13 protein-coding genes and 1 pseudogene are annotated in these 21,240 nt (G+C 64.3%); 5 read left to right on the top strand and 9 right to left on the bottom strand.

Features of this window, described 5'->3' with window-relative positions; all coding sequences use genetic code 11:
• The first annotated feature begins 33 nt into the window (after window positions 1-33).
• Complete coding sequence (gene fadD2 / locus E6B08_RS22520) at window positions 34-1,722, top strand: long-chain-fatty-acid--CoA ligase FadD2 (RefSeq protein WP_136916035.1); 1,689 nt, start codon at window positions 34-36, stop codon at window positions 1,720-1,722.
• A 295-nt stretch (window positions 1,723-2,017) separates the two neighbouring features.
• Complete coding sequence (gene fadD1 / locus E6B08_RS22515; RefSeq protein WP_136916034.1) at window positions 2,018-3,715, top strand: long-chain-fatty-acid--CoA ligase FadD1; 1,698 nt, start codon at window positions 2,018-2,020, stop codon at window positions 3,713-3,715.
• A 162-nt stretch (window positions 3,716-3,877) separates the two neighbouring features.
• On the opposite strand, the gene E6B08_RS22510 is transcribed toward fadD1, so the two are convergent.
• Window positions 3,878-5,185 carry an NAD(P)/FAD-dependent oxidoreductase gene (locus E6B08_RS22510; RefSeq protein ID WP_136916033.1) on the bottom strand — a complete coding sequence of 436 codons (1,308 nt, stop codon included), beginning with the start codon at window positions 5,183-5,185 and terminating at the stop codon, window positions 3,878-3,880.
• Window positions 5,186-5,215: 30 nt separating this feature from the next.
• Window positions 5,216-6,580 (bottom strand): glutamine synthetase family protein, encoded by a 1,365-nt coding sequence (locus E6B08_RS22505; RefSeq protein ID WP_136916032.1) that lies wholly within the window; start codon window positions 6,578-6,580, stop codon window positions 5,216-5,218.
• Window positions 6,581-7,114: 534 nt separating this feature from the next.
• On the opposite strand from E6B08_RS22505, the gene hrpA reads away from it, so the two are divergent.
• Together hrpA and E6B08_RS22490 are read left to right on the top strand one after the other, a co-directional pair.
• Window positions 7,115-11,020, top strand: a complete 3,906-nt coding sequence (gene hrpA, locus E6B08_RS22495; protein ID WP_136916030.1) for an ATP-dependent RNA helicase HrpA — start codon at window positions 7,115-7,117, stop codon at window positions 11,018-11,020.
• Between the two features lie 186 nt (window positions 11,021-11,206).
• Entirely contained in the window at window positions 11,207-12,328 is a 1,122-nt protein-coding gene (locus tag E6B08_RS22490; RefSeq protein WP_136916029.1) for a beta-ketoacyl-ACP synthase III, read from the top strand.
• A gap of 174 nt (window positions 12,329-12,502) precedes the next feature.
• Here the strand turns inward: E6B08_RS22490 and E6B08_RS22485 are convergent, their stop codons facing one another.
• Entirely contained in the window at window positions 12,503-13,747 is a 1,245-nt protein-coding gene (locus E6B08_RS22485; protein ID WP_136916028.1) for a putative porin, read from the bottom strand.
• Window positions 13,748-14,011: 264 nt separating this feature from the next.
• On the opposite strand from E6B08_RS22485, the gene E6B08_RS22480 reads away from it, so the two are divergent.
• A complete protein-coding gene (locus E6B08_RS22480; protein ID WP_136916027.1) occupies window positions 14,012-15,139 on the top strand; it encodes a GNAT family N-acetyltransferase in 1,128 nt (375 codons plus the stop codon).
• A 147-nt stretch (window positions 15,140-15,286) separates the two neighbouring features.
• Here E6B08_RS22480 and E6B08_RS31575 read toward each other — a convergent pair whose 3' ends face one another.
• The 6 genes and pseudogenes from E6B08_RS31575 to E6B08_RS22455 all read right to left on the bottom strand — a co-directional run bounded on the left by E6B08_RS31575 (window position 15,287) and on the right by E6B08_RS22455 (window position 21,201).
• Window positions 15,287-16,150, bottom strand: coding sequence for a methyl-accepting chemotaxis protein (locus E6B08_RS31575; protein ID WP_416194410.1), 864 nt, complete (start codon window positions 16,148-16,150; stop codon window positions 15,287-15,289).
• Window positions 16,142-16,912 (bottom strand): annotated as a pseudogene (locus E6B08_RS31570) (MCP four helix bundle domain-containing protein); the annotation flags it as partial. The pseudogene E6B08_RS31570 and the gene E6B08_RS31575, both read right to left, overlap by 9 nt.
• A 94-nt stretch (window positions 16,913-17,006) precedes the next feature.
• Window positions 17,007-18,839 (bottom strand): ABC transporter ATP-binding protein, encoded by a 1,833-nt coding sequence (locus E6B08_RS22470; RefSeq protein ID WP_136916025.1) that lies wholly within the window; start codon window positions 18,837-18,839, stop codon window positions 17,007-17,009.
• 62 nt (window positions 18,840-18,901) lie between these two features.
• On the bottom strand, window positions 18,902-19,459 hold the full coding sequence (locus E6B08_RS22465) for a peptidylprolyl isomerase (protein WP_136916024.1): 558 nt from the start codon (window positions 19,457-19,459) through the stop codon (window positions 18,902-18,904).
• Window positions 19,453-20,265: an alpha/beta fold hydrolase gene (locus tag E6B08_RS22460; RefSeq protein WP_136916023.1), complete on the bottom strand. Its 813-nt coding sequence runs from the start codon at window positions 20,263-20,265 to the stop codon at window positions 19,453-19,455. Before E6B08_RS22460 ends, E6B08_RS22465 begins: the two co-directional genes overlap by 7 nt.
• 12 nt (window positions 20,266-20,277) lie before the next feature.
• Window positions 20,278-21,201: a LysR family transcriptional regulator gene (locus E6B08_RS22455; protein ID WP_133328126.1), complete on the bottom strand. Its 924-nt coding sequence runs from the start codon at window positions 21,199-21,201 to the stop codon at window positions 20,278-20,280.
• Between the last annotated feature and the right edge of the window lie 39 nt (window positions 21,202-21,240).

Genomic DNA, 21,240 nt, shown 5'->3' with positions numbered 1-21,240 from the left:
AGGGAATGCGCCCAGGTAGAGGAACAATAATAAATGCAAGCCGATTTCTGGAACGACAAGCGCCCTGCGGGCGTACCTTCCACCATCGATATCCATGCCTACGCCTCGGTGGTCGAGGTGTTCGAGCGCTCATGCAAGCGCTTCGCCGACCGGCCGGCCTACAGCAATCTCGGGGTCACCCTGAGCTACGCCGACCTCGACCGTCACTCCGCGGCCTTCGCCGCCTGGCTGCAGCACAACACCGACCTGGCGCCGGGCGACCGCATCGCGGTGCAGATGCCCAACGTCCTGCAATACCCGATTGCCGTGTTCGGCGCGCTGCGCGCCGGCCTCATCGTGGTCAACACCAATCCCCTGTACACCGAACGCGAGATGCGCCACCAGTTCAAGGACTCCGGGGCGCGGGCCCTGGTATACCTGAACATGTTCGGCAAGCGGGTACAGGAAGTGCTGGGCGACACCGCCATCGACTACCTGATCGAAGCGAAGATGGGCGACCTGCTGCCCAGCGCCAAGGGCTGGCTGGTCAATACCGTGGTCGACAAGCTCAAGAAAATGGTTCCGGCCTACAGCCTGCCCCAGGCCGTGCCGTTCAAGCAGGTATTGCGCGAGAGCCGCCGGCTCACCTGCAAGCCAGTATCGCTGGGCCTGGAGGACATCGCCGTCTTGCAGTACACCGGCGGCACCACGGGCCTGGCCAAGGGCGCCATGCTGACTCACGCCAATCTGGTCGCCAACATGCTCCAGGTGCTGGCGTGCCTGTCCCAGCAAGGTCCCGACGGGCAGAAGCTGCTCAAGGACGGCCAGGAGGTGATGATCGCGCCGCTGCCGCTGTACCACATCTATGCCTTCACCGCGAACTGCATGTGCATGATGGTCACCGGCAACCACAACGTGCTAATCACCAACCCGCGGGATATTCCGGGGTTCATCAAGGAACTGGGCAAGTGGCGGTTCTCGGCGTTGCTGGGGCTCAATACGCTGTTCGTGGCGCTGATGGATCACCCCGGTTTCCGCCAATTGGACTTTTCTGCGTTGAAAATCACCAATTCGGGCGGCACGGCCCTGGTCAAGGCCACCGCAGAGCGCTGGGAGAGCCTCACGGGCTGCCGTATCGTCGAGGGCTATGGCCTGACCGAGACCTCGCCGGTGGCCAGTACCAACCCCTACGGCCAACTGGCCCGCCTCGGCACGGTGGGCATTCCGGTGGCCGGCACGGCCTTCAAGGTGATCGACGACGATGGCAACGAGCTGCCGCTGGGCGAGCGGGGCGAGCTGTGCATCAAGGGCCCGCAGGTGATGAAGGGCTATTGGCAGCAACCCGAGGCCACGGCCCAGGCGCTGGATGCCGAGGGCTGGTTCAAGACCGGCGACATTGCGGTGATCGAGCCGGATGGCTTCACCCGCATCGTCGATCGCAAGAAGGACATGATCATCGTCTCGGGCTTCAATGTGTATCCCAACGAGATCGAGGACGTGCTCATGGGGCATCCCCAGGTTGCCAGTTGCGCGGTCATCGGCGTGCCGGACGAGCGCTCGGGCGAGGCGGTGAAGCTGTTCGTGGTGCCACGTGCGGGCGGGGTGACGGTCGAGGAGCTCAAGGCCTATTGCAAGGCCAATTTCACCGGTTACAAGGTGCCGAAGCACATCGTGCTGCGGGATGCGTTGCCGATGACGCCGGTGGGCAAGATTCTGCGTCGCGAGTTGCGTGACATGGCGTGACACCCCTTGGGGCTTGTCGCACATCTATCGGCCCTTGAGGCCAAGCCGCTCTAACAGGCCGCTTTTGGCCTGTTTTGCGACATTTTGGATAATTACTCTAAAAATGACTCATATCGTTCATTGAGTCATTTTGGTGACCGCAAGGCCTCGATTTGGCTCTAGGCGGCCCTAGGCAAAGCTGTTACGCTCGGCGCGCTTTCGGACGTTTCGCTATCCAACGAGGCGTCATTCAAATCAATAATAAGCGCATCGACGCGTGAATCGAACTTCGCTGTTGCTGAAGGAGTGGGCTTCCATGATCGAACATTTTTGGAAGGATAAGTACCCAGCCGGGATTACGGCGGAAATCAATCCTGACGAATTCCCCAATATCCAGGCAGTACTCAAGCAATCCTGCCAACGCTTTGCCGACAAACCGGCCTTTAGCAACCTGGGCAAGACTATCACCTACGGCGAGCTATATGCATTGTCCGGGGCTTTCGCCGCCTGGCTGCAACAGCATACCGATCTCAAGCCCGGCGACCGTATCGCCGTGCAACTGCCGAACGTCCTGCAATACCCGGTCGCCGTCTTCGGGGCCATGCGTGCCGGCCTGATCGTGGTCAACACCAACCCGCTGTACACCGCGCGGGAAATGGAACACCAGTTCAACGACTCCGGGGCCAAGGCCCTGGTGTGCCTGGCGAACATGGCCCATCTCGCCGAGAAGGTGGTGCCCAAGACCCAGGTCAAGCACGTCATCGTCACCGAGGTCGCCGACCTGCTGCCGCCGCTCAAGCGCCTGCTGATCAACAGCGTGATCAAGTACGTGAAGAAGATGGTGCCGGCCTACCGCCTGCCCCAGGCCGTGCGCTTCAACGACGCACTGGCGCTGGGCAAGGGCCAGCCGGTCGGCGAGGCCAACCCGCAGCCGGGCGACGTCGCGGTGTTGCAGTACACCGGCGGCACCACGGGCGTGGCCAAGGGCGCGATGCTCACCCACCGCAACCTGGTGGCGAACATGCTGCAGTGCCGGGCACTGATGGGGGCCAACCTGCAGGAAGGTTGTGAGATCCTGATCACGCCGCTGCCGCTGTACCACATCTATGCGTTCACCTTCCATTGCATGGCGATGATGCTGATCGGTAACCACAACGTGCTGATCAGCAACCCGCGCGACCTTCCGGCGATGGTCAAGGAACTGGGCAAGTGGAAGTTCAGCGGCTTCGTCGGCCTGAACACCTTGTTCGTCGCACTGTGCAACAACGAGGCGTTTCGCGCCCTGGACTTCTCGGCGCTGAAAATCACCTTGTCGGGTGGCATGGCCCTGCAATTGAGCGTGGCCGAGCGCTGGAACGCCGTCACCGGCTGCGCCATCTGCGAAGGCTATGGCATGACCGAGACCAGCCCGGTGGCCACGGTCAACCCGGCTCAAGCCAACCAGGTCGGGACCATCGGCATTCCGGTGCCGTCGACCTTGTGCAAGGTCGTCGACGACAGCGGCAACGAACTGCCGCTGGGCGAGACCGGCGAGCTGTGCATCAAGGGCCCACAGGTGATGAAGGGTTACTGGCAGCGCGACGACGCCACTGCTGAGATCCTCGACAGCGACGGCTGGCTCAAGACCGGTGACATCGCGGTGATCCAACCAGACGGCTACATGCGCATCGTCGACCGCAAGAAGGACATGATCCTGGTCTCGGGCTTCAACGTATACCCCAACGAACTCGAAGATGTGCTCGCCAGTCTGCCGGGCGTGCTGCAATGCGCGGCCATCGGCGTTCCGGACGAGAAGTCCGGCGAGGTGATCAAGGTGTTCATCGTGGTCAAGCCGGGCATGACCCTGACCAAGGAACAGGTGATGCAGCACATGCGTGCCAACGTTACCGGTTACAAGGTGCCGCGCTTCATCGAGTTTCGCGATGCGTTGCCGACCACCAACGTGGGCAAGATCCTGCGCCGTGAGTTGCGCGATGAAGAGCTGAAGAAGCAGGGCTTGAAGAAGATCGCCTGAGCGAAAGGTGTGAGAGGCATGTAGGAGCGGCCTTGCCGGAGCGCCGGACCGGTCGGAAAGGGGCGCATAGCGCCCCCACCAATATTGCATCGCTGCTGAAATCCCGGGGCCGCTCTGCGGCCCTTTCGCGACACAAGGCCGCTCCCACATGAGCCGGAGAAATCAGCGCAGCTTCTCAAGCATCTGGTAGTACCACATCCCCGCCGCCAACAGCGGATTCCCCAGCAGATCCCCCATCGGTACCCGCACGTGCTTGCACGCGGCGAAGGTATCGAACTTCTCCAGCGTGCCGGTCAGCGCCTCGGCCATGATCTCGCCCATGATGTGGCTGGTGGCGATGCCGTGCCCCGAATAGCCCTGGCAGTACCAGACATTGTCCGATAGCTTGCCCAGCTGCGGAATGCGGTTGACCACGATGCCCATGGCACAGCTCCACTGGAACTCGATCGGCACGCCCTTGAGCGCCGGGAAGGTGCGTTCGATGCATGGGCGCAGCTCGGCCTCGATATCGCGAGAGTCGCGGCCAGAGTAGTTGGCGCCGCCGCCGAACAGCAGCCGCTTGTCGGCGGTGAGGCGGTAGTAGTCGAGGACGAAGCGGCAGTCGTACACCGCCAGGTCCTGCGGGTTGATCTGCTCGGCCAGCTCGCCCAGCGGCGCGGTGGTGACGATGCCGCCCATGGCGGGGAAGATCTTGCCCTTGAGCTGGCGCTGTTCCAGTTTGTGGTAGACGTCGCCTGCGAGCATCACCTGACGCGCCTCGATCCGACCCTTGGCGGTGACCACGGCAGGGCGCGGGCCGTGGACGATGTCCAGCACTTCGGAGTGCTCGAAGATCAGCGCGCCCAGACTATGGGCGGCACGTGCCTCGCCCAGGCACAGGTTGAGCGGGTGCAGGTGCAGGTTGCGCAGGTTTTTCAGCGCGCCGAGATACAGCGGGCTCTGCAGGTGTTCGGCGACGCCCTCGCGGTCGAGCAGTTGCACCTGCTCGCCCATGCCCCGGCGCTGGGCTTCGGCTTCGAAGCCGCGCAGCTCGTTCATGTGCGAGGGCTTCATGGCCGCGTGCAGATGGCCGCGCTTGAGGTCGCACTCGATGCCATGGCGCGCTACCCGTTGTTCGATGATCTGGTGGCCGCGCCAACGCAGGTGCCAGATGAAGTCATCCACTTCACTGCCCAGGCGGTCGCGCATCTGCGTGCGCATGGCCTCGTCACCCGAGAGGCTGCCCGTCACCTGGCCGCCGTTGCGCCCGCTGGCGCCCCAGCCGATGCGGTTGGTCTCGACGATGGCCACCTTCAGGCCACGTTCGGCCAGTTCCACGGCAGTGGCCACGCCGGTGAAGCCGCCGCCGATGATGGCGACGTCGACCTGCACCGTCCCTTCCAGTTGTGGGTACTCGGTGTGGTCGTTGAGGCTGGCGCTGTAGTACGACGGCGCGCGCTGGGCCGGGCCGTGGTGGGTTGCTGCGTTCATGGGTGTTCCTTGTTCTGAATGGGGTAGGGCTCAGGCCTGGTGCAGGTACCAGCGCCAGTCCTGTTCGCTGACTTCGGCCATGAACTGGCGGTACTCGGCGCGCTTGACCTTCAGGTACACCCCGAGAAACGCCTCGCCCAGCGCTTCGCGGGCCCAGGTCGATCGCTCCAGGGCGTCGAGCACGCTGAGCCAGTCGGTGGGCAGGTGCTCGCTGGCCTGGGCGTAGCCGTTGCCTTCGACCGGCGCACCGGGGTCGAGCTGCTGGCGAATGCCGCTGTGGGTCGCGGCCAGGATGGCGGCGGCGGCCAGGTAGGGGTTGGCGTCGGCGCCACAGATGCGGTGTTCGACATGGCGGCTGGCTGCCGGGCCGCCGGGTACCCGCAGGCTGACCGTGCGGTTGTCGACGCCCCAGGTCGGTGCCAGCGGTGCATAGGTGTTGGCCTGGAAGCGGCGGAACGAGTTGGCGTTGGGGCAGAACAGCAGCAGCGAGTCGCGCAGGTGGCGCAACATGCCGGCCACCGCCTGGCGCAACAGCGGGGTGCCGGCCTTGTCGTCGCTGGCGAACAGGTTGTTGCCGCTGCTGTCGGCCAGGCTCAGGTGCATGTGCATGCCGGTACCGGCCAGGTGGGCGAACGGCTTGGCCATGAAGCACGCTTGCATGCCATGGGCATGGGCCACGCCCTTGACCAGGCGCTTGTAGCGCACGGCCTGATCCATCGCGGCCAGTGCGTCGCCATGCTCCAGGGTGATTTCCACCTGGCCGGGAGCGTATTCGGAGATCGCCGTGCGCGCCGGAATGCCTTGGGCCTTGCAGGCGGCGTAGAGGTCGGCAAGAAACGGCTCGATCTGTTCCAGCTCGCGCAGGCCATAGACCTGGGTCGATCGCGGACGACCGCCATCGCTGTCCAGGGCCGGTTGCGGGCGGCCCTGGGCATCGCGCTTCTGGTCGAGCAGGTAGAACTCCAGCTCGCAGGCCATCACCGGGTGCAAGCCATCGGCCTTGAGCGCCTCGATAGTGCGCAGCAGTACATGGCGAGGGTCGGCGACACTGGCTGGCAGGCCCTCGCTCGGGTGCATGCTGACTTGCACGGCAGCGGTGGGCACGCGCCGCCAGGGCAGACGGACCAGGCTGCCTTCCAGGGGATAGGCGCGGCAGTCGATGTCGCCGACGTCCCAGACCAGGCCGGAGTTTTCCACATCGTCGCCATTGAGGGTGAGGCCAAGGATGGTGCTCGGCAGCGGTCGACCGCTCTGGTACACCGCCAGCAGTTCGTCGCGGTGCAGCAGCTTGCCGCGTGGTACGCCGTTGGCGTCGAGGATGAACAATTCGAACAGTTCGACATCGGGGTTGGCGGCCAGGAACTGGCTGGCCTGCTCTACAGGTGCAAAGTGCATGTTTTTTCGCTCGTCGGCACACCGGGCCGCCACGCGTGCGGGCGGTCCAGCTGGGTCAAGCGGCCAGACAACGGCCGGGTTGGGTCACAGGGGCGAGAGCGAGGTATCCGGTGGGCGGGCGTGACGGCAATGCCACAGGGCCCAGAAGGCGAGGATGACGTGGACCAGCGGATTTTCGCCGGCGCAGGTCCTGGCCTTCGGTAGCGAAGGGCGGGACAGCGGGGGCGCGATGGTCGGGACGGGGGTCATGACTTGGATACTCACATGCGGCTTAAGGTTGATTAAAGCAGTGAATGGCAACCTTTACGTTGGGGTTGGCTAAACATTTGGGGTGTCTGTGCGGGCCCTTTCGCGGGTAAACCCGCTCCTACAGGATTGCGTCGAGTCTGAAAGCTGTGAGATCCCTGTAGGAGCGGGTTTACCCGCGAAAGGGCCCGCACAGACAGCAAAGAACCTACAAATCTGCGACAATCGCGCATCCCCACGAATGCCGATCATGAAAAAGCAGGCTCACCTGCATCACTAAAAAGCCCCATGACTGACCACGCCATCGACAAACTGCTGCAAAACCTCGACCACGCCATGATTGCCGACCGCCATCGCCTGCGCCGGCAATTGCACGAGCTGCGCAAGCGCCCCGATGAGGCCAAGCTCGCGCAATGGGTGGAAAAGGTCCAGGCGTCCTGCGCCCAGGTCACCGCCCGCCAGAACAGCGTGCCGCAGGTACGCTACGACGACAGCCTGCCGATCGCCGCCAAGCGCGACGAAATCAAGAAGGCCCTGGCCGAGCACCAGGTACTGGTGATAGCCGGCGAGACCGGCTCGGGCAAGACTACCCAGTTGCCGAAGATCTGCCTGGAACTGGGGCGTGGCAGCCATGGCCTGATCGCCCATACCCAGCCCCGACGCATCGCCGCGCGCAGCGTGGCGGCGCGGGTCGCCGAAGAGCTCGGCACGCCATTGGGCGCGTTGGTCGGCTACCAGGTCCGCTTCGAGGACCAGAGCGACGCCAATACCCTGGTCAAGCTGATGACCGACGGCATCTTGCTGGCCGAGACCCAGCACGACCGTTTCCTCGAGCGCTATGACACGATCATCGTCGACGAAGCCCACGAGCGCAGCCTGAACATCGACTTTCTGCTCGGCTACCTCAAGACCTTGCTGCACCGTCGCCCCGACCTGAAGCTGATCATCACCTCGGCGACCATCGACCTGGAGCGTTTCTCCAAGCACTTCGATGGCGCGCCGATCATCGAGGTCTCTGGCCGTACCTACCCGGTCGAAACCTGGTACCGGCCACTGACCAGCGAACAGGACGAGGAGGGCAACCAGGTCGAGGACGACCTCACGGTCGACCAGGCGATCCTCGCCACCCTCGACGAGATCGCCCAGTACGAGCGCAGCAACGGCAAGGGGCCGGGCGATGTGCTGGTGTTCCTGCCCGGCGAGCGCGAGATCCGCGACGCTGCCGAGATCCTGCGCAAGGCGCAACTGCGCCATACCGAGATCCTGCCGTTGTACGCGCGTCTGTCGCCGGCCGAGCAGCAGCGCATCTTCCAGTCGCACACTGGGCGCCGCGTGGTGCTGGCCACCAACGTCGCGGAAACCTCGCTGACCGTGCCGGGTATCCGTTACGTGATCGACACCGGCACCGCTCGCATCAGTCGCTACAGCTACCGCGCCAAGGTTCAGCGCCTGCCCATCGAGGCGGTGTCGCAGGCCAGCGCCAACCAGCGTAAAGGCCGCTGCGGGCGGGTCGAGCCGGGCATCTGCGTGCGCCTGTACAGCGAGGAGGATTTCAACGGCCGACCAGCGTTCACCGACCCGGAGATCCTGCGCACCAACCTGGCGGCGGTGATCCTGCAAATGCTGCACCTGCGCCTGGGCGCGATCGATGCCTTCCCGTTCATCGAGCCACCGGATGGCAAGGCCATCAGCGATGGTTTCAACCTGCTGCAGGAGCTTTCGGCGGTCAACCGCGAGAACCAGTTGACCCCGCTCGGGCGCCAACTGGCGCGCTTGCCCATCGACCCACGGCTGGGCCGCATGCTCCTCGAAGGCGCCCGCCAGGGCAGCCTGCAGGAGGTCTTGATCGTGGCCAGCGCCCTGTCGGTACAGGACCCGCGCGAGCGCCCGCCGGAGCGCCAGCAGGCCGCCGACCAGGCGCATGCCCAGTGGAAGGATGTCGATTCCGACTTCGCCGCCCTGGTCAACCTGTGGCGCGGCTTCGAGGAGCAGCGCCAGGCGTTGACCGCCAGCCCGTTGCGCAACTGGTGCCGCAAGAACTTCCTCAATTACCTGCGTCTGCGCGAATGGCGCGACGCCCATCGCCAGCTGGCACTGATCTGCCGTGACCTGCAATTAACGGTGAACAAGGATCCGTGCGATTACCAGAAACTGCACAAGGCGGTCCTCAGCGGCCTGCTCAGCCAGATCGGCCACAAGACCGAGGAAGGCGACTACCAGGGCGCTCGCCAACGGCGCTTCTGGGTGCATCCATCGTCGGGTATCGGGCGCAAGCGCCCGCAGTGGGTGATGGCTGCCGAGCTGGTCGAGACCACCAAGCTGTATGCGCGCATGGTGGCCAAGATCGAGCCCGAGTGGATCGAGCCACTGGCTGGACACCTGGTCAAGAAGAACCACTTCGAGCCGCACTGGGAGAAAAAGCGCGGGCAGGTGGTGGCCTACGAGCAAATCACCCTGTACGGACTGATCCTGGTTGGCCGTCGCCCAGTGCATTTCGGCCCCATCGACCCGGTCGTTTCGCGGGAGCTGTTCATCCGCGAGGGCCTGGTCGGCGGCGAGATCCAGTCGCGGGCCAAGTGCCTGGCGGCCAACAAGCGTCTGCTCGAGCAGCTCGACGAACTGGAGGCCAAGGCCCGCCGCCGCGACATCCTGGCCGACGAGGAAACCCTCTACGCCTTCTACGAGGCGCGCCTGCCAGCCGAGATCCACCAGACCGCGACCTTCGACGCCTGGTACCGGATGACCAGCCAGAAAGACGCCAACCTGCTGATCATGCGCGAGGAAGACGTGCTGGCCCGCGAAGCCAGCGAGGTCACCGCGGCGCAGTACCCCGACAGCCTGCAGCTGGGCGACCTGCGCCTGCCGCTGACGTATCACTTCGAACCGGGCCACCCCCGCGACGGCGTGACCGTGCGGGTACCGGCCCCGTTGCTGCCGAGCCTGCCGGGCGAGCGCCTCGAATGGCTGGTGCCTGGGCTGATCGAAGCCAAGTGCGTGGCGCTGGTGCGCAACCTGCCCAAGGCGCTGCGCAAGAACTTCGTGCCGGTGCCGGACTTCGTCAAGGCGGCGCTGGCGCGCATGAGCTTCGGCCAGGGCGCGCTACCCCAGGCGCTGGGCCAGGAGTTGCTGCGCATGACCGGCGCCCGAGTGCCGGACGAAGCCTGGGAAGAGTCGGTGAGCCTGGTCGAAGGCCACTTGCGGATGAACATCGAGGTCCTCGATGGCCAGGGCAAGTTCCTGGGCGAGGGCCGTGACCTGGCTGAACTGACCGCACGCTTTGCCGCCGCGAGCCAGGCCGCGCTGGCCGTACCGCGCAACGACAAGCCCGAGCAGCCGGTGCAGGCCAAGGCCTTCAGCGAGGTCGCGCAAACTGCCCAGCAGAAGATCGCCGGGCTGTCGATGACGGTTTATCCGGCACTGGTCGAGGAAAACGGCACGGTCCGCGAAGGGCGTTTCTCGACCCAGGCCGAAGCCGAGTTCCAGCACCGCCGTGCCCTGCAGCGCCTGTTGCTGCAACAGCTGGCGGAGCCGGCGAAGTTCCTGCGTGGCAAGCTGCCGGGCCTGACCGAGCTGGGCTTGTTGTACCGGGAGCTGGGCCGCATCGAAGCGCTGGTGGAGGACATCCTGCTGGCGAGCCTGGACACCTGCATCCTCGAAGGCGAGTCACCGTTGCCGCGCGATGGCGCCGCGCTTGCCGGGCTTGCCGAACGCAAGCGCGGCAGTTGGGCCGAGCATGCCGAGCGCCTGGCGCGCCAGACCCTGGAAGTGCTCAAGCTGTGGCACGGCCTGCAGAAGCGCTTCAAGGGCAAGATCGACCTGAGCCAGGCGGTGGCGCTCAACGACATCAAGCAGCAGTTGGCTAACCTGGTGTATCCGGGCTTCGTGCGCGAGACGCCGAGTGCCTGGTTCAAGGAGCTGCCGCGCTACCTCAAGGCGGTGGAGTTGCGCCTGGAGAAGCTCGGCGGGCAGGTGCAGAAGGATCGGGTCTGGAGCGGCGAACTGAGCAACCTGTGGGCCCAGTACAAGGCCCGTGCCGACAAGCACGCCCAGGAAGGCAAGCGCGATGAGCAACTGACCCTGTACCGCTGGTGGCTGGAGGAATACCGGGTGTCGTTGTTCGCCCAGCAGCTGGGGACGAAGGTGCCGATTTCGGACAAGCGCCTGAGCAAGCAGTGGAGCCAGGTGGAAGGCTAAACTTCCGCAGATGTGGCAATATTGAGGCAATTTGGGCCGCGTTGCGGCCCTCTCGCGGGAGCCGGTACCGGTGAACCCGCGAACAAGGGCACCGCCCTCGCAATCGAGTTGGCACTAAAGTGCCATTATTCAGTCATATTCCCAGCCAGCGCCCCGTGGCGATGGCCTTTGACCAGAGGAACGACCGTGCATAACGTCGTGATCAGCGGCACCGGCCTGTATACCCCGGCCCAGAGCATTTCCAACGAAGAACTGGTGCAGTCTTTCAACACCTGGGCGCAGCAGTACAACCATGACAACGCTGCCGCCATCGCGCGTGGCGAACTCGAGGCCGCACCCGAATCCAGTGCGGCGTTCATCGAAAAGGCCTCGGGTATCAAGAGCCGCTTCGTCATGGACAAGGACGGCATTCTCGACCCTCAGCGCATGAAGCCGCGCCTGCCGGAGCGCTCCAACGACGAGCCGTCGATTCTCTGCGAAATGGCCGTGGCCGCCGCGCACCAGGCCTTGCAGCGTGCCGGACGCACCGCGGCGGATGTCGATGGGGTGATCGTCGCCTGCTCCAACCTGCAGCGCCCGTACCCGGCCATCGCCATCGAAGTGCAGCAGGCGCTGGGGATCCAGGGTTTTGCCTTCGACATGAACGTAGCGTGCTCGTCGGCCACCTTCGGTATCCAGACCGCCGCCAACAGCGTGCAACTGGGCCAGGCCCGCGCGGTGCTGATGGTCAACCCGGAAGTCTGCACCGGCCACCTCAACTTCCGTGACCGCGACAGCCACTTCATCTTCGGTGACGCTGCCACCGCGGTGCTGATCGAGCGTGCCGACAAGGCCACCTCCAAGCACCAGTTCGACATCGTCAGCAGCAAGCTGTGGACCGAATTCTCCAACAACATCCGCAACAACTTCGGCTTCCTCAACCGCGCGGCCGAAGAGGGCATCGGCGCGCCCGACAAGCTGTTCATCCAGGAAGGCCGCAAGGTATTCCGCGAGGTGTGCCCGAAGGTCGCCGAGCTGGTTGGCCAGCACCTGGAAGAGAACGGCCTGCAGCCCTCCGACGTGAAGCGCTTCTGGCTGCACCAGGCGAACCTGAGCATGAACCACCTGATCGTCAAGAAGCTGGTGGGGCGTGAAGTGGATGAGCAGGAGGCGCCGGTGATCCTCGACCGCTATGCCAACACCAGTTCGGCGGGGTCGGTGATTGCCTTCCACCTGTACCAGGATGACCTGGCCCCGGGCGCCCTCGGGGTGCTGAGTTCGTTTGGAGCAGGTTACTCGATCGGTAGCGTGATTCTGCGCAAGCGCTGAGTCATCTGAGTCTGCACCGGCCCCATCGCCGGCAAGCCGGCTCCTACAGGGGGCATCTGTAGGAGCCGGCTTGCCGGCGATGGGGCCGGTGCATTGTCTGCAGACAAAAAAAGCAGGAAATGCCGGATGGGGTCGGCATTTCCCGCCTCAGAGCGAAGCAGAGGAGGGTGTCGCTTAGAACTTGGCTTCCAGGTCCACCTGCAGGGTGTCTACGTCAGCATTGCTGTTCGGCAGGTTGGAGTAGTCGGTCTTGGCCATCAGGTAGGCCGCGCCCAGGGCGAAGTTCTTGTCGATTTCGTAACCGACCTTGAACTTGTGCCCGCGCGAACCGGTGAAGCCGTTGCCGAAGTCCGAATCGGTGAACAGGCTGACTACACCGTTACGCTGTACGTCGCGGTAGTTGTAGTCCAGGCTCCAGGCGCCGATCTTCGACTTCAGGCCCGCCAGCCAGGCGGTGTCCTTGCCATCGGTGCTTTCGGTGTTCTTGACGAACTGGCCGTAGGCCGACAGTGGGATGGCGAAGCCAGTGAAGTCGACCTGACCGAAGCCTTCCACCAGGTTGAACTCGTTGGTGGTGTTGCCCAACGAAGCCAGGGCAGCCGAGGCCTTGTCGTTGTCGTAGCCGTAGATACTGCCACCGACGGTGACCTTGACGGTGTCAGCCGCGTTGAACTTGGTACCCAGCTGGGCCGCGTACAGTTGTGCGTCGTGCTTGAACTGCACACCGTCGCCGTCGACGTTGTCTTTCAGGTTGTAGTGACCGATGCTGCCGAACACTTCGGCCGGGCCGACGTTGGTCTTGTAGGTGGCAGCCACGCCTTCCGGGTTGATATCGCTGTCCCAGATGATATCGCCCATGCTCACCCACGGCTGGTTCATCTTGCCGCCGATCAGGTGCAGGTTCGGTACGGCAGTCGGGTGCCAGTCGAGGTAGGCCAGGTCGACCCACAGCGATTTCTTCTCGAAGTAGTTGTCCAGGCTCTGGTTGGTCGAGCGGGCATCGGCGCTGCTGCCGGTGGCGACACGCACACCAGCGTCGACCTGCGGGTTGATTTCGCTGTAGAAACCGACGCGGGCACGGACGCGCTCGCGGTCCTGGTTGCCACTGCGGGAGATCGGGTTGTCGACGTTGGTGTCTTCGTAGCGCAGGCGGACATCGCCCTTGACCTGGGTCTTGGCGGCCCAGGCGACCTTCTGCTCGAAGGAACTCATGCGCTCGGCCTGAGCTTTCTGATCAGCCTTTTCCTTGGTTTCCGTGGCCAGGTCGGCCTGCAGTTCGTTGTACTGCGCCTGGTTGATGGAGCCGTTGGCGCGGAGCATTTCGAGCAGCTTGGCGTCGACTGCAGCACTGGCCGGAGTACTCAGAGCCAGCATCATGCCGGTGAGGCTCACCCCGGTAAGTGTAGAAACAAGACGCATAAGGTTCTCCCTGTTGGAAATAAGTGGGGAGGCTTGCGCGCCCGCCCCCACGTTGGCATGTCTTCGGAAAAGGCCTGGCTAGACAGGTTTCTGGGGTTCCGGAAAACAGGCGCAAGTATTGCGAGGGGGAATGACAGATTGATGTCTAATTGATGGCGCTGAGGTTAAGTGTTTGAGATTTAAAGGTTTCGCGGGAACCTTTGGCCATTTGAGTGAAACGCCCTTGTCCCGGATACTGGTGGCCTTCCACAGCGAGTCGAAAACGTGACCAGCCTCTACAGCCTTGCCCACTTGCGTGACCTACCTGCGGCGACCTGGGACGCCTTGGTTCCGGCTGGCCAGCCCTTCTTGCGCCACGCCTTCCTCAGTGCCCTCGAAGACAGCGCCAGCGTTGCCCGTGCCACGGGTTGGGCCGCCGAACACCTGGTGCTCGAGCGCGAGGGCGAGGTGCGGGCGATATTGCCGGCGTACCGCAAGTGGCATTCGTTCGGCGAGTATGTGTTCGACCATGGTTGGGCCGATGCCTGCGAGCGCGCCGGCATCGCCTATTACCCCAAGCTGCTCGGTGCCGTGCCGTTCAGTCCGGTAGCCGGCCCGCGCCTGCTGGCGACCGACCCCGGCGACGCGCTGCTGCTGTTGCAGGCCTTACCCGAGTACCTGGGCAAGGCTGGGCTTTCCGGGGCGCACATCAACTTCACCGACCCTGCGCTGGACCAGCACCTGGCCGGGCAGCCAGGTTGGCTCGAGCGCCTGGGTTGCCAATTCCACTGGCGTAACCGTGGCTACCGGGATTTCCAGGACTTTCTCGATACGCTGAGTTCGCGCAAGCGTAAACAGATGCGCAAGGAGCGCGAACAGGTAGCGGGGCAGGGTATCGATTTCCAGTGGTACCAAGGGCACGAGCTGAGTGAGGCACAGTGGGACTTCGTCTACCGCTGCTATGCCAACACCTACGCCGTGCGCCAACGTGCGCCATACCTGACCCGCGAGTGCTTCAGCCTGTGGGCCGAGCGCATGCCCGAGGCGTTGCGCGTGGTGATGGCCCGGCAGGCGGGGCGTGCCGTGGCCATGGCCCTGAGCCTGGTCGGTGGTGACAGCTTGTATGGACGCTACTGGGGCTGCCTGGACGAATTCGACCGGCTGCATTTCGAAACCTGTTTCTACCAGGGGATGGACTTCGCCATAGCCGAGGGCATCCAGCGCTTCGATGCCGGTGCCCAGGGCGAGCACAAGTTGATTCGCGGCTTCGAGCCGGTGCTGACGCGGTCGTGGCACTACCTGTTGCACCCGGGGTTGCGGCGGGCGGTGGATGAGTTTTTGCAGCAAGAGCGTGAAGGGGTGAGGGCCTACGCCGAGCAGGCCCGCGAGATGTTGCCCTATCGGCGCGATTGAGCGCGCTGTGTGGCACAGGCTGCGCCTGTGTTCGCGGGACGAGCCCGCTCCCACAGAGTGAAGACCCTCCTTGCAGGCAACCCCACACCTGTGGGAGCGGGCTCGTCCCGCGAACACGGGCGCAGCCCGTGCCATCCACCGCAGCCCTCAAAGGTTGAAGCGCTTCACCAGGCCATTGAGCCCATTGGCCAGGCGCGACAGCTCCTGGCTCGCGACATTGGTCTGCTGCGACCCCGTCGCGCTCTGCACCGACAGGTCCCGGATATTGGTCAGGTTGCGGTCGACCTCCCGCGCCACCTGCGCCTGCTCTTCGGCGGCGCTGGCAATCACCAGGTTGCGCTCATACATCTCGCTGATCCCCGAGGTGATCTCATGCAACGCCTGCCCGGCACTCTGCGCCAGTTCCTGGGTACTTTGCGCCCGCGCGCTGCTGCTTTGCATGGCCTGCAACGCCTGGCTCGCGCCATTGCGCATCAGCGACACCATCTGCTCGATCTCCTGGGTCGAGTTCTGCGTGCGGTGCGCCAGGGCCCTTACTTCGTCGGCCACCACGGCAAAACCACGCCCGGACTCCCCAGCCCGGGCGGCCTCGATGGCGGCGTTCAGCGCCAGCAGGTTGGTCTGTTCGGCGATCGCGCGAATCACGTCCAGCACCTTGCCGACCTGCTGCGACTGTTCGGCAAGTGTTTCCACCAGCGCGGCGGAAGCGGTGACCTCCTCGGTCAGGTCGCTGATCGCCTCGATGGTCTGCGACACCCGCGCCTGGCCCTGTTGCGCCGACTGCGTCGAGGCCCTGGACGCCTCGGAGGTGGACACTGCATTGCGCGCCACTTCATCCACCGCCGCACTCATTTCATTGACTGCGGTGGCTGCCTGCTCGATCTCGTCGTGCTGGCGGGTCAGCCCTCGGCCCGCCTCCTCGGTCACGGCGTTGAGTTCTTCCGAGGCCGCGGCCAGCTGGGTGGACGATCCGCTGATTTCGCCCAGGGTCTCGCGCAGGCGTTCGCGCATCTGTGCCAGCGATTGCTGCAATTGGCTGACCTCGTCGTTGCCAGTCACGGCAATCGCTTTGCTCAAGTCGCCTTCGGCCACCTGCCGGGCAGCGAGCACCGCGTCGCGCAGCGGCTGGACGATACTGCGGGTCAGCAGCCAGGCCAGGACGATGGTCACCAGCGCCGCCAGCACGATCACCGCGATCACCACCGTGCGCGATTGCTCATAGCGCTCGGCGGAGAGGGTGCCCTCGCGCTCGATGCCCTTGCCATACAGATCGCCCAGTTCGGCCAGTTGCGCACCGGTGCCATCGACCACCGGCTTCATGTCCACCAGCACCAGCTTCTGCAGGGCGGCGCTGTCGCCGCGCCGGGCCAGGGCGAAGGAGTCGGCCATGCCCTTCTGGTACACCGCGAAGTCGCGCCTGAACTGCTGGTACAGGCGGGTTTCCTCCGGCGTGTCGACGAGCGCCTCGTAGGCCTGGATGTTTTGCATCAGCACCGTATTGCGCGCCTCGTACTGACTGACATAGGTGTCGACGTTGGCCGGGTTGGGGTCGAGCGCCACGCGCAGCGAGATGGTGCGGATGCGCAGCATGTTTTCGCGGATGGTATCCACGGTGCGAATGCTTGGCACCCAGTCCTTTTCCATCGCCGTGGCCGAATCACGGATGGTCGACATCTTGGCCAGCGAAAACACCCCAACAAACGCAACCATCAGTGCAATACAGGCAAAGCCCGAAGCAGCCCTTGGCGCGATACTCCATCTGCGTAACAGCATTACCACCTCGCCGGCCCACCAGGGCCTGTAGTTGTTGAGTCGTACGACAACGTGTATCGGCGAGGTGGGCGGGCGCTTGAGGGGCGGGCAGGGGTCAGTCGACGCCGACGAACCCCCCGGTCTGGTGGTGCCACAGGCGGGCATACAGGCCGTGCTGGGCCAGCAGTTCGGCATGGCTGCCGGATTCCACCACATGGCCTTGGTCGAGCACCACCAGGCGGTCCATGCGAGCGATGGTCGACAGGCGGTGGGCGATGGCGATGACCGTCTTGCCCTGCATCAGGGTTTCCAGGCTTTCCTGGATCGCGGCTTCGACTTCCGAGTCCAGCGCCGAGGTCGCTTCGTCCATGATCAGGATCGGCGCGTTCTTCAACAGCACCCGGGCGATGGCGATGCGCTGGCGCTGGCCGCCGGACAGCTTGACCCCGCGCTCGCCGACATGGGCGTCGAAGCCGGTGCGGCCCTGGGCATCGGACAACTGCGGTATGAACCCGTCGGCCCGGGCCCGGCGCACCGCCTCGAGCAGTTGTGCCTCGCTGGCGTCGGGACGGCCGTAGAGCAGGTTGTCGCGGATCGAGCGGTGCAGCAGCGAGGTGTCCTGGGTGATCATGCCGATCTGCGCGCGCAGGCTGGCCTGGCTGACCTCGGCGATGTCCTGGCCATCGATCAGGATGCGCCCACCTTGCACGTCGTACAGACGCAGCAGCAGGTTCACCAAGGTCGACTTGCCCGCCCCCGACGGGCCGATCAGGCCGATCTTCTCGCCGGGGCGGATATCCAGGTTCAACCCTTCGATGACGTTGGCCGCCTTGCCGTAGTGGAAATCGACATCGTCGAAGCGCACGCCGCCACGGCTGACCTTGAGCGGCGGGGCGTTGGGCTTGTCGCGCACCGTGACCGGCTGGGCGATGGTCTGCAGGCCATCCTGGACCATGCCGATGTTCTCGAAGATGCCGTTGACCACCCACATGATCCAGCCCGACATGTTGACGATGCGAATCACCAGGCCGGTGGCCAGGGCGATGGCGCCCACGGTGATCAGCGATTGGCTCCACAGCCACAGGGCCAGGCCCGTGGTGGCGACCACCAACAGGCCATTGAGGGTGGTGATGACCACGTCCATGCTGGTGATCACCCGCGAAGCCAGCTGGGTTTTTTCGGTCTGTTCGCGAATCGCTTCGCGGGCATATTGCTGCTCGTAGTCGGTATGGGCGAACAGCTTGAGGGTGGCGATGTTGGTATAGCCGTCGACGATGCGCCCCATCAGCTTGGAGCGGGCGTCGGAGGAGATTACCGAGCGCTCCTTGACCCGTGGCACGAAGTACATCAACGCGGCGATGTAGCAGGCGATCCAGGCCAGCAGTGGCAGCATCAGGCGCCAGTCGGCCTCGGCGAACAGCACCAGTGAACTGATGGCGTAGATCAGCACGTGCCACAGGGCGTCCACCGCCTGCACGGCCGAGTCACGCAGCGAGTTGCCGGTCTGCATGATGCGCTGGGCGATGCGCCCGGCAAAATCGCTCTGGAAGAAATTCAGGCTCTGCTTGAGCACGTAGGAGTGGTTTTGCCAGCGGATCAGGCTGGTCATGCCGGGGTTGATGGTCTGGTGCACCAGCAGGTCATGCAGGCCGAAGAACAGCGGCCGCAGCAGCAGGATCACCACCAGCATCCAGATCAGCTCGCCGCTGTGCTCGCTGAAGAAATTGGCATTGGGCGTGCCCTGGGCCAGGTCGATGATGCGGCTGAGGTAGCCGAACATCGCCACCTCGATCAGCGAGGCGAACAGCCCCACCACCAGCAGCGCGAGAAAGCTTGGCCATACCTGGCGCAGGTAGTAGAGGTAGAACGGCCAAACCTGGCTGGGCGGTGATTCGCTCGGGGCTTCGCGGAAGATATCGATCAATTGCTCGAAACGACGATACAGCATGGGCAGGGCAACTCCTTTTCCAACCGACCGGCAAGCGGCTCACGTCCTTGTGAGACCGGCAATCAGTCGATGCGTTTGGCCGACTTGATGTAGACCGGGTCAGCCGGTACATCGCGCATGCCGCTTTTCATGGTGGTGGGCGAGTTGACGATCTGGTCGACCACTTCCATGCCCTTGGTCACTTTGCCGAACACCGCATAGCCGGCGTCACGGCCCGGGTTGAGGAAATCGTTGTCGGCCACGTTGATGAAGAACTGGCTGGTGGCCGAGTTCGGGTTGGACGTACGCGCCATCGACAGGGTGCCACGGGTGTTCATCAGGCCATTGCTGGCTTCGTTCTTGATTGGATCACGGGTGTCTTTCTGCACCATGCGGTCGGTGAAACCGCCACCCTGGACCATGAAGCCGGGGATCACCCGGTGGAAAATGGTGTTGTTGTAGAAGCCGCTGTCGACGTATTCGAGGAAGTTCTTCGTGCTGAGCGGCGCCTTCTCGGCATTGAGTTCGATTTCCACCTGGCCGAAGCTGGTGTCGAGCAGGACGTGCGGGGTTTTGTCCGAGGCCATGACGCTGGCGGCGAAAGCGAACGAGCAGGCGGTGAGCAGGAGGTTTTTCAGCATGGGCTCAAAGATCCTTGAGAGGTGGAGGCGGCGGTCAGAAACTGCAGCAGGGTCTGGTTGAAGACGTCGGGTTGATCGAGGGGCGTAGCGTGCCGGGAATCGTCGATGACCGCCAGCCTGGCCTTGGGCATCTTGGCCACGTAGCGCTCCTTGAGTTGTATCGGAGTGTAATCGTGGTCGGCGGCGATGATCAGCGTCGGACAGCGAATCTGGCCGATGCGTTCCTCCACGCCCCAGTCGACGATGGCGTCGAAACTGGCGAGGTAGGCGCGTTTGTCGTTGCGTGCCCAGCGTTGCGCCATGGTCTGGCGCAGGTCGGCCTGTTCGGGTTTGGGGAACAGGCGCTCGGCCAGGCCCTTGCCCACCGTTTCGACACTGAGCACGCGCGCCAGGCTCCAGCGCTTGGCCCACCACAGCCAGTCGGAAGCGCTGCGGCGCTTGACCGCCGGGGCGCTGTTGACGATGCACAGGCTGCGCAGCCATTGCGGGTGATCGACGGCGAACTGGAAGCCGACCATGCCGCCCATCGATAGCCCGACGAAGTGCACCGGGCCGGTGTGCAGGTGCTCGAGCAAGGCCAGCAGATCGGCGCTGAAGGTGGCGATCTGGTAACCGTCGCGAGGTTTATCGGAGCGGCCGTGGCCGCGGATGTCCATGAGGATCACCCGGTAGTGCTGGCTCAGCACCGGCACCTGCAGTTCCCAGTCCTGGCTGCTGGAGCCCAGCCCATGCAACAGCACCACGGGGTCGCCGTGGCCATATTCCTGATAATGCAAAGAGCATCCTTCATGTTCGAAATAGGCCAAGGCGCGGTCCTCTCAAGCTTGTGGGGGGGCTGCGAAGGGCACGTCCAGGGGCGCGGTGTCGAAGTTGCGCAGCAGGTCGATGAGAATCTGCGTGGCCGGGCCCAAGGTCTTCTCTTTGCTCGAATAAAGGTAGAACAGTGGGTGGCGGCTGCCACCCTGATCCAGTGGTAGCGGTTTCAGCACGCCGTCGCGCAGTTCCCGTTCGATCATGTGGCGGGGCAGCCAGGCGAAGCCCAGGCCGCTGCTGACGAAGGTGGCGGCGGTGCCCAGGCTGCCGACCGTCCAGCGTTGCTCGGCGCCCAACCAGCCGACATCGCGCGGTTGCGCCCGGCCCGAGTCGCGGATCACCACCTGCAGTTGGCTCTCCAGGTCCTGGAAGGTGATCTCCCGGCCCAGGCGGTGCAGGCTGTGCTCGGGGTGGGCGACGGCGACGAACTCCACCGAACTCAGCTCGGTGCCCAGGTAGCCGCCGATGCTGAAACTGCTGATGGCAAGGTCGGCGATGCCTTCGTGCAGCACTTCCTCGACGCCGGACAAGACTTCCTCGCGCAAGCGCACGCGGCACCCACGGCTTTGTGGCATGAATGCACTGAGGGCCCGCACCAGGCGGGCGCTGGGGTAGGCGGCATCGACCACCACGCGCACCTCGGCTTCCCAGCCTTGTTCCATGTGGTGGGCCAGGTCCTCGAGCTGGCTGGCCTGCTTGACCAGGTGCCGCGAGCGGCGCAGCAATACGTTGCCGGCCTCGGTCAGCACCGCCTTGCGCCCATCGATGCGCAGCAGCGGCACGCCCAGTTGCTCCTGCATCCGCGCCACGGTGTAGCTCACCGATGATTGCGAGCGGTGCAGGGCTTCGGCGGCCTGGGCAAACCCGCCGTGGTCGACCACTGCCTGCAGGGTTCGCCACTGATCCAGGGTTACGCGCGGCGCTTTCATGTTCGGCTCCTGTTGTCCTAAGCTGCGCTCTTCTCAAGG

Source organism: Pseudomonas putida (genome assembly GCF_005080685.1).
GTDB classification, from domain to species: Bacteria; Pseudomonadota; Gammaproteobacteria; order Pseudomonadales; family Pseudomonadaceae; genus Aquipseudomonas; species Aquipseudomonas putida_V.
This window is presented reverse-complemented; position numbering and strand designations above follow the sequence as displayed.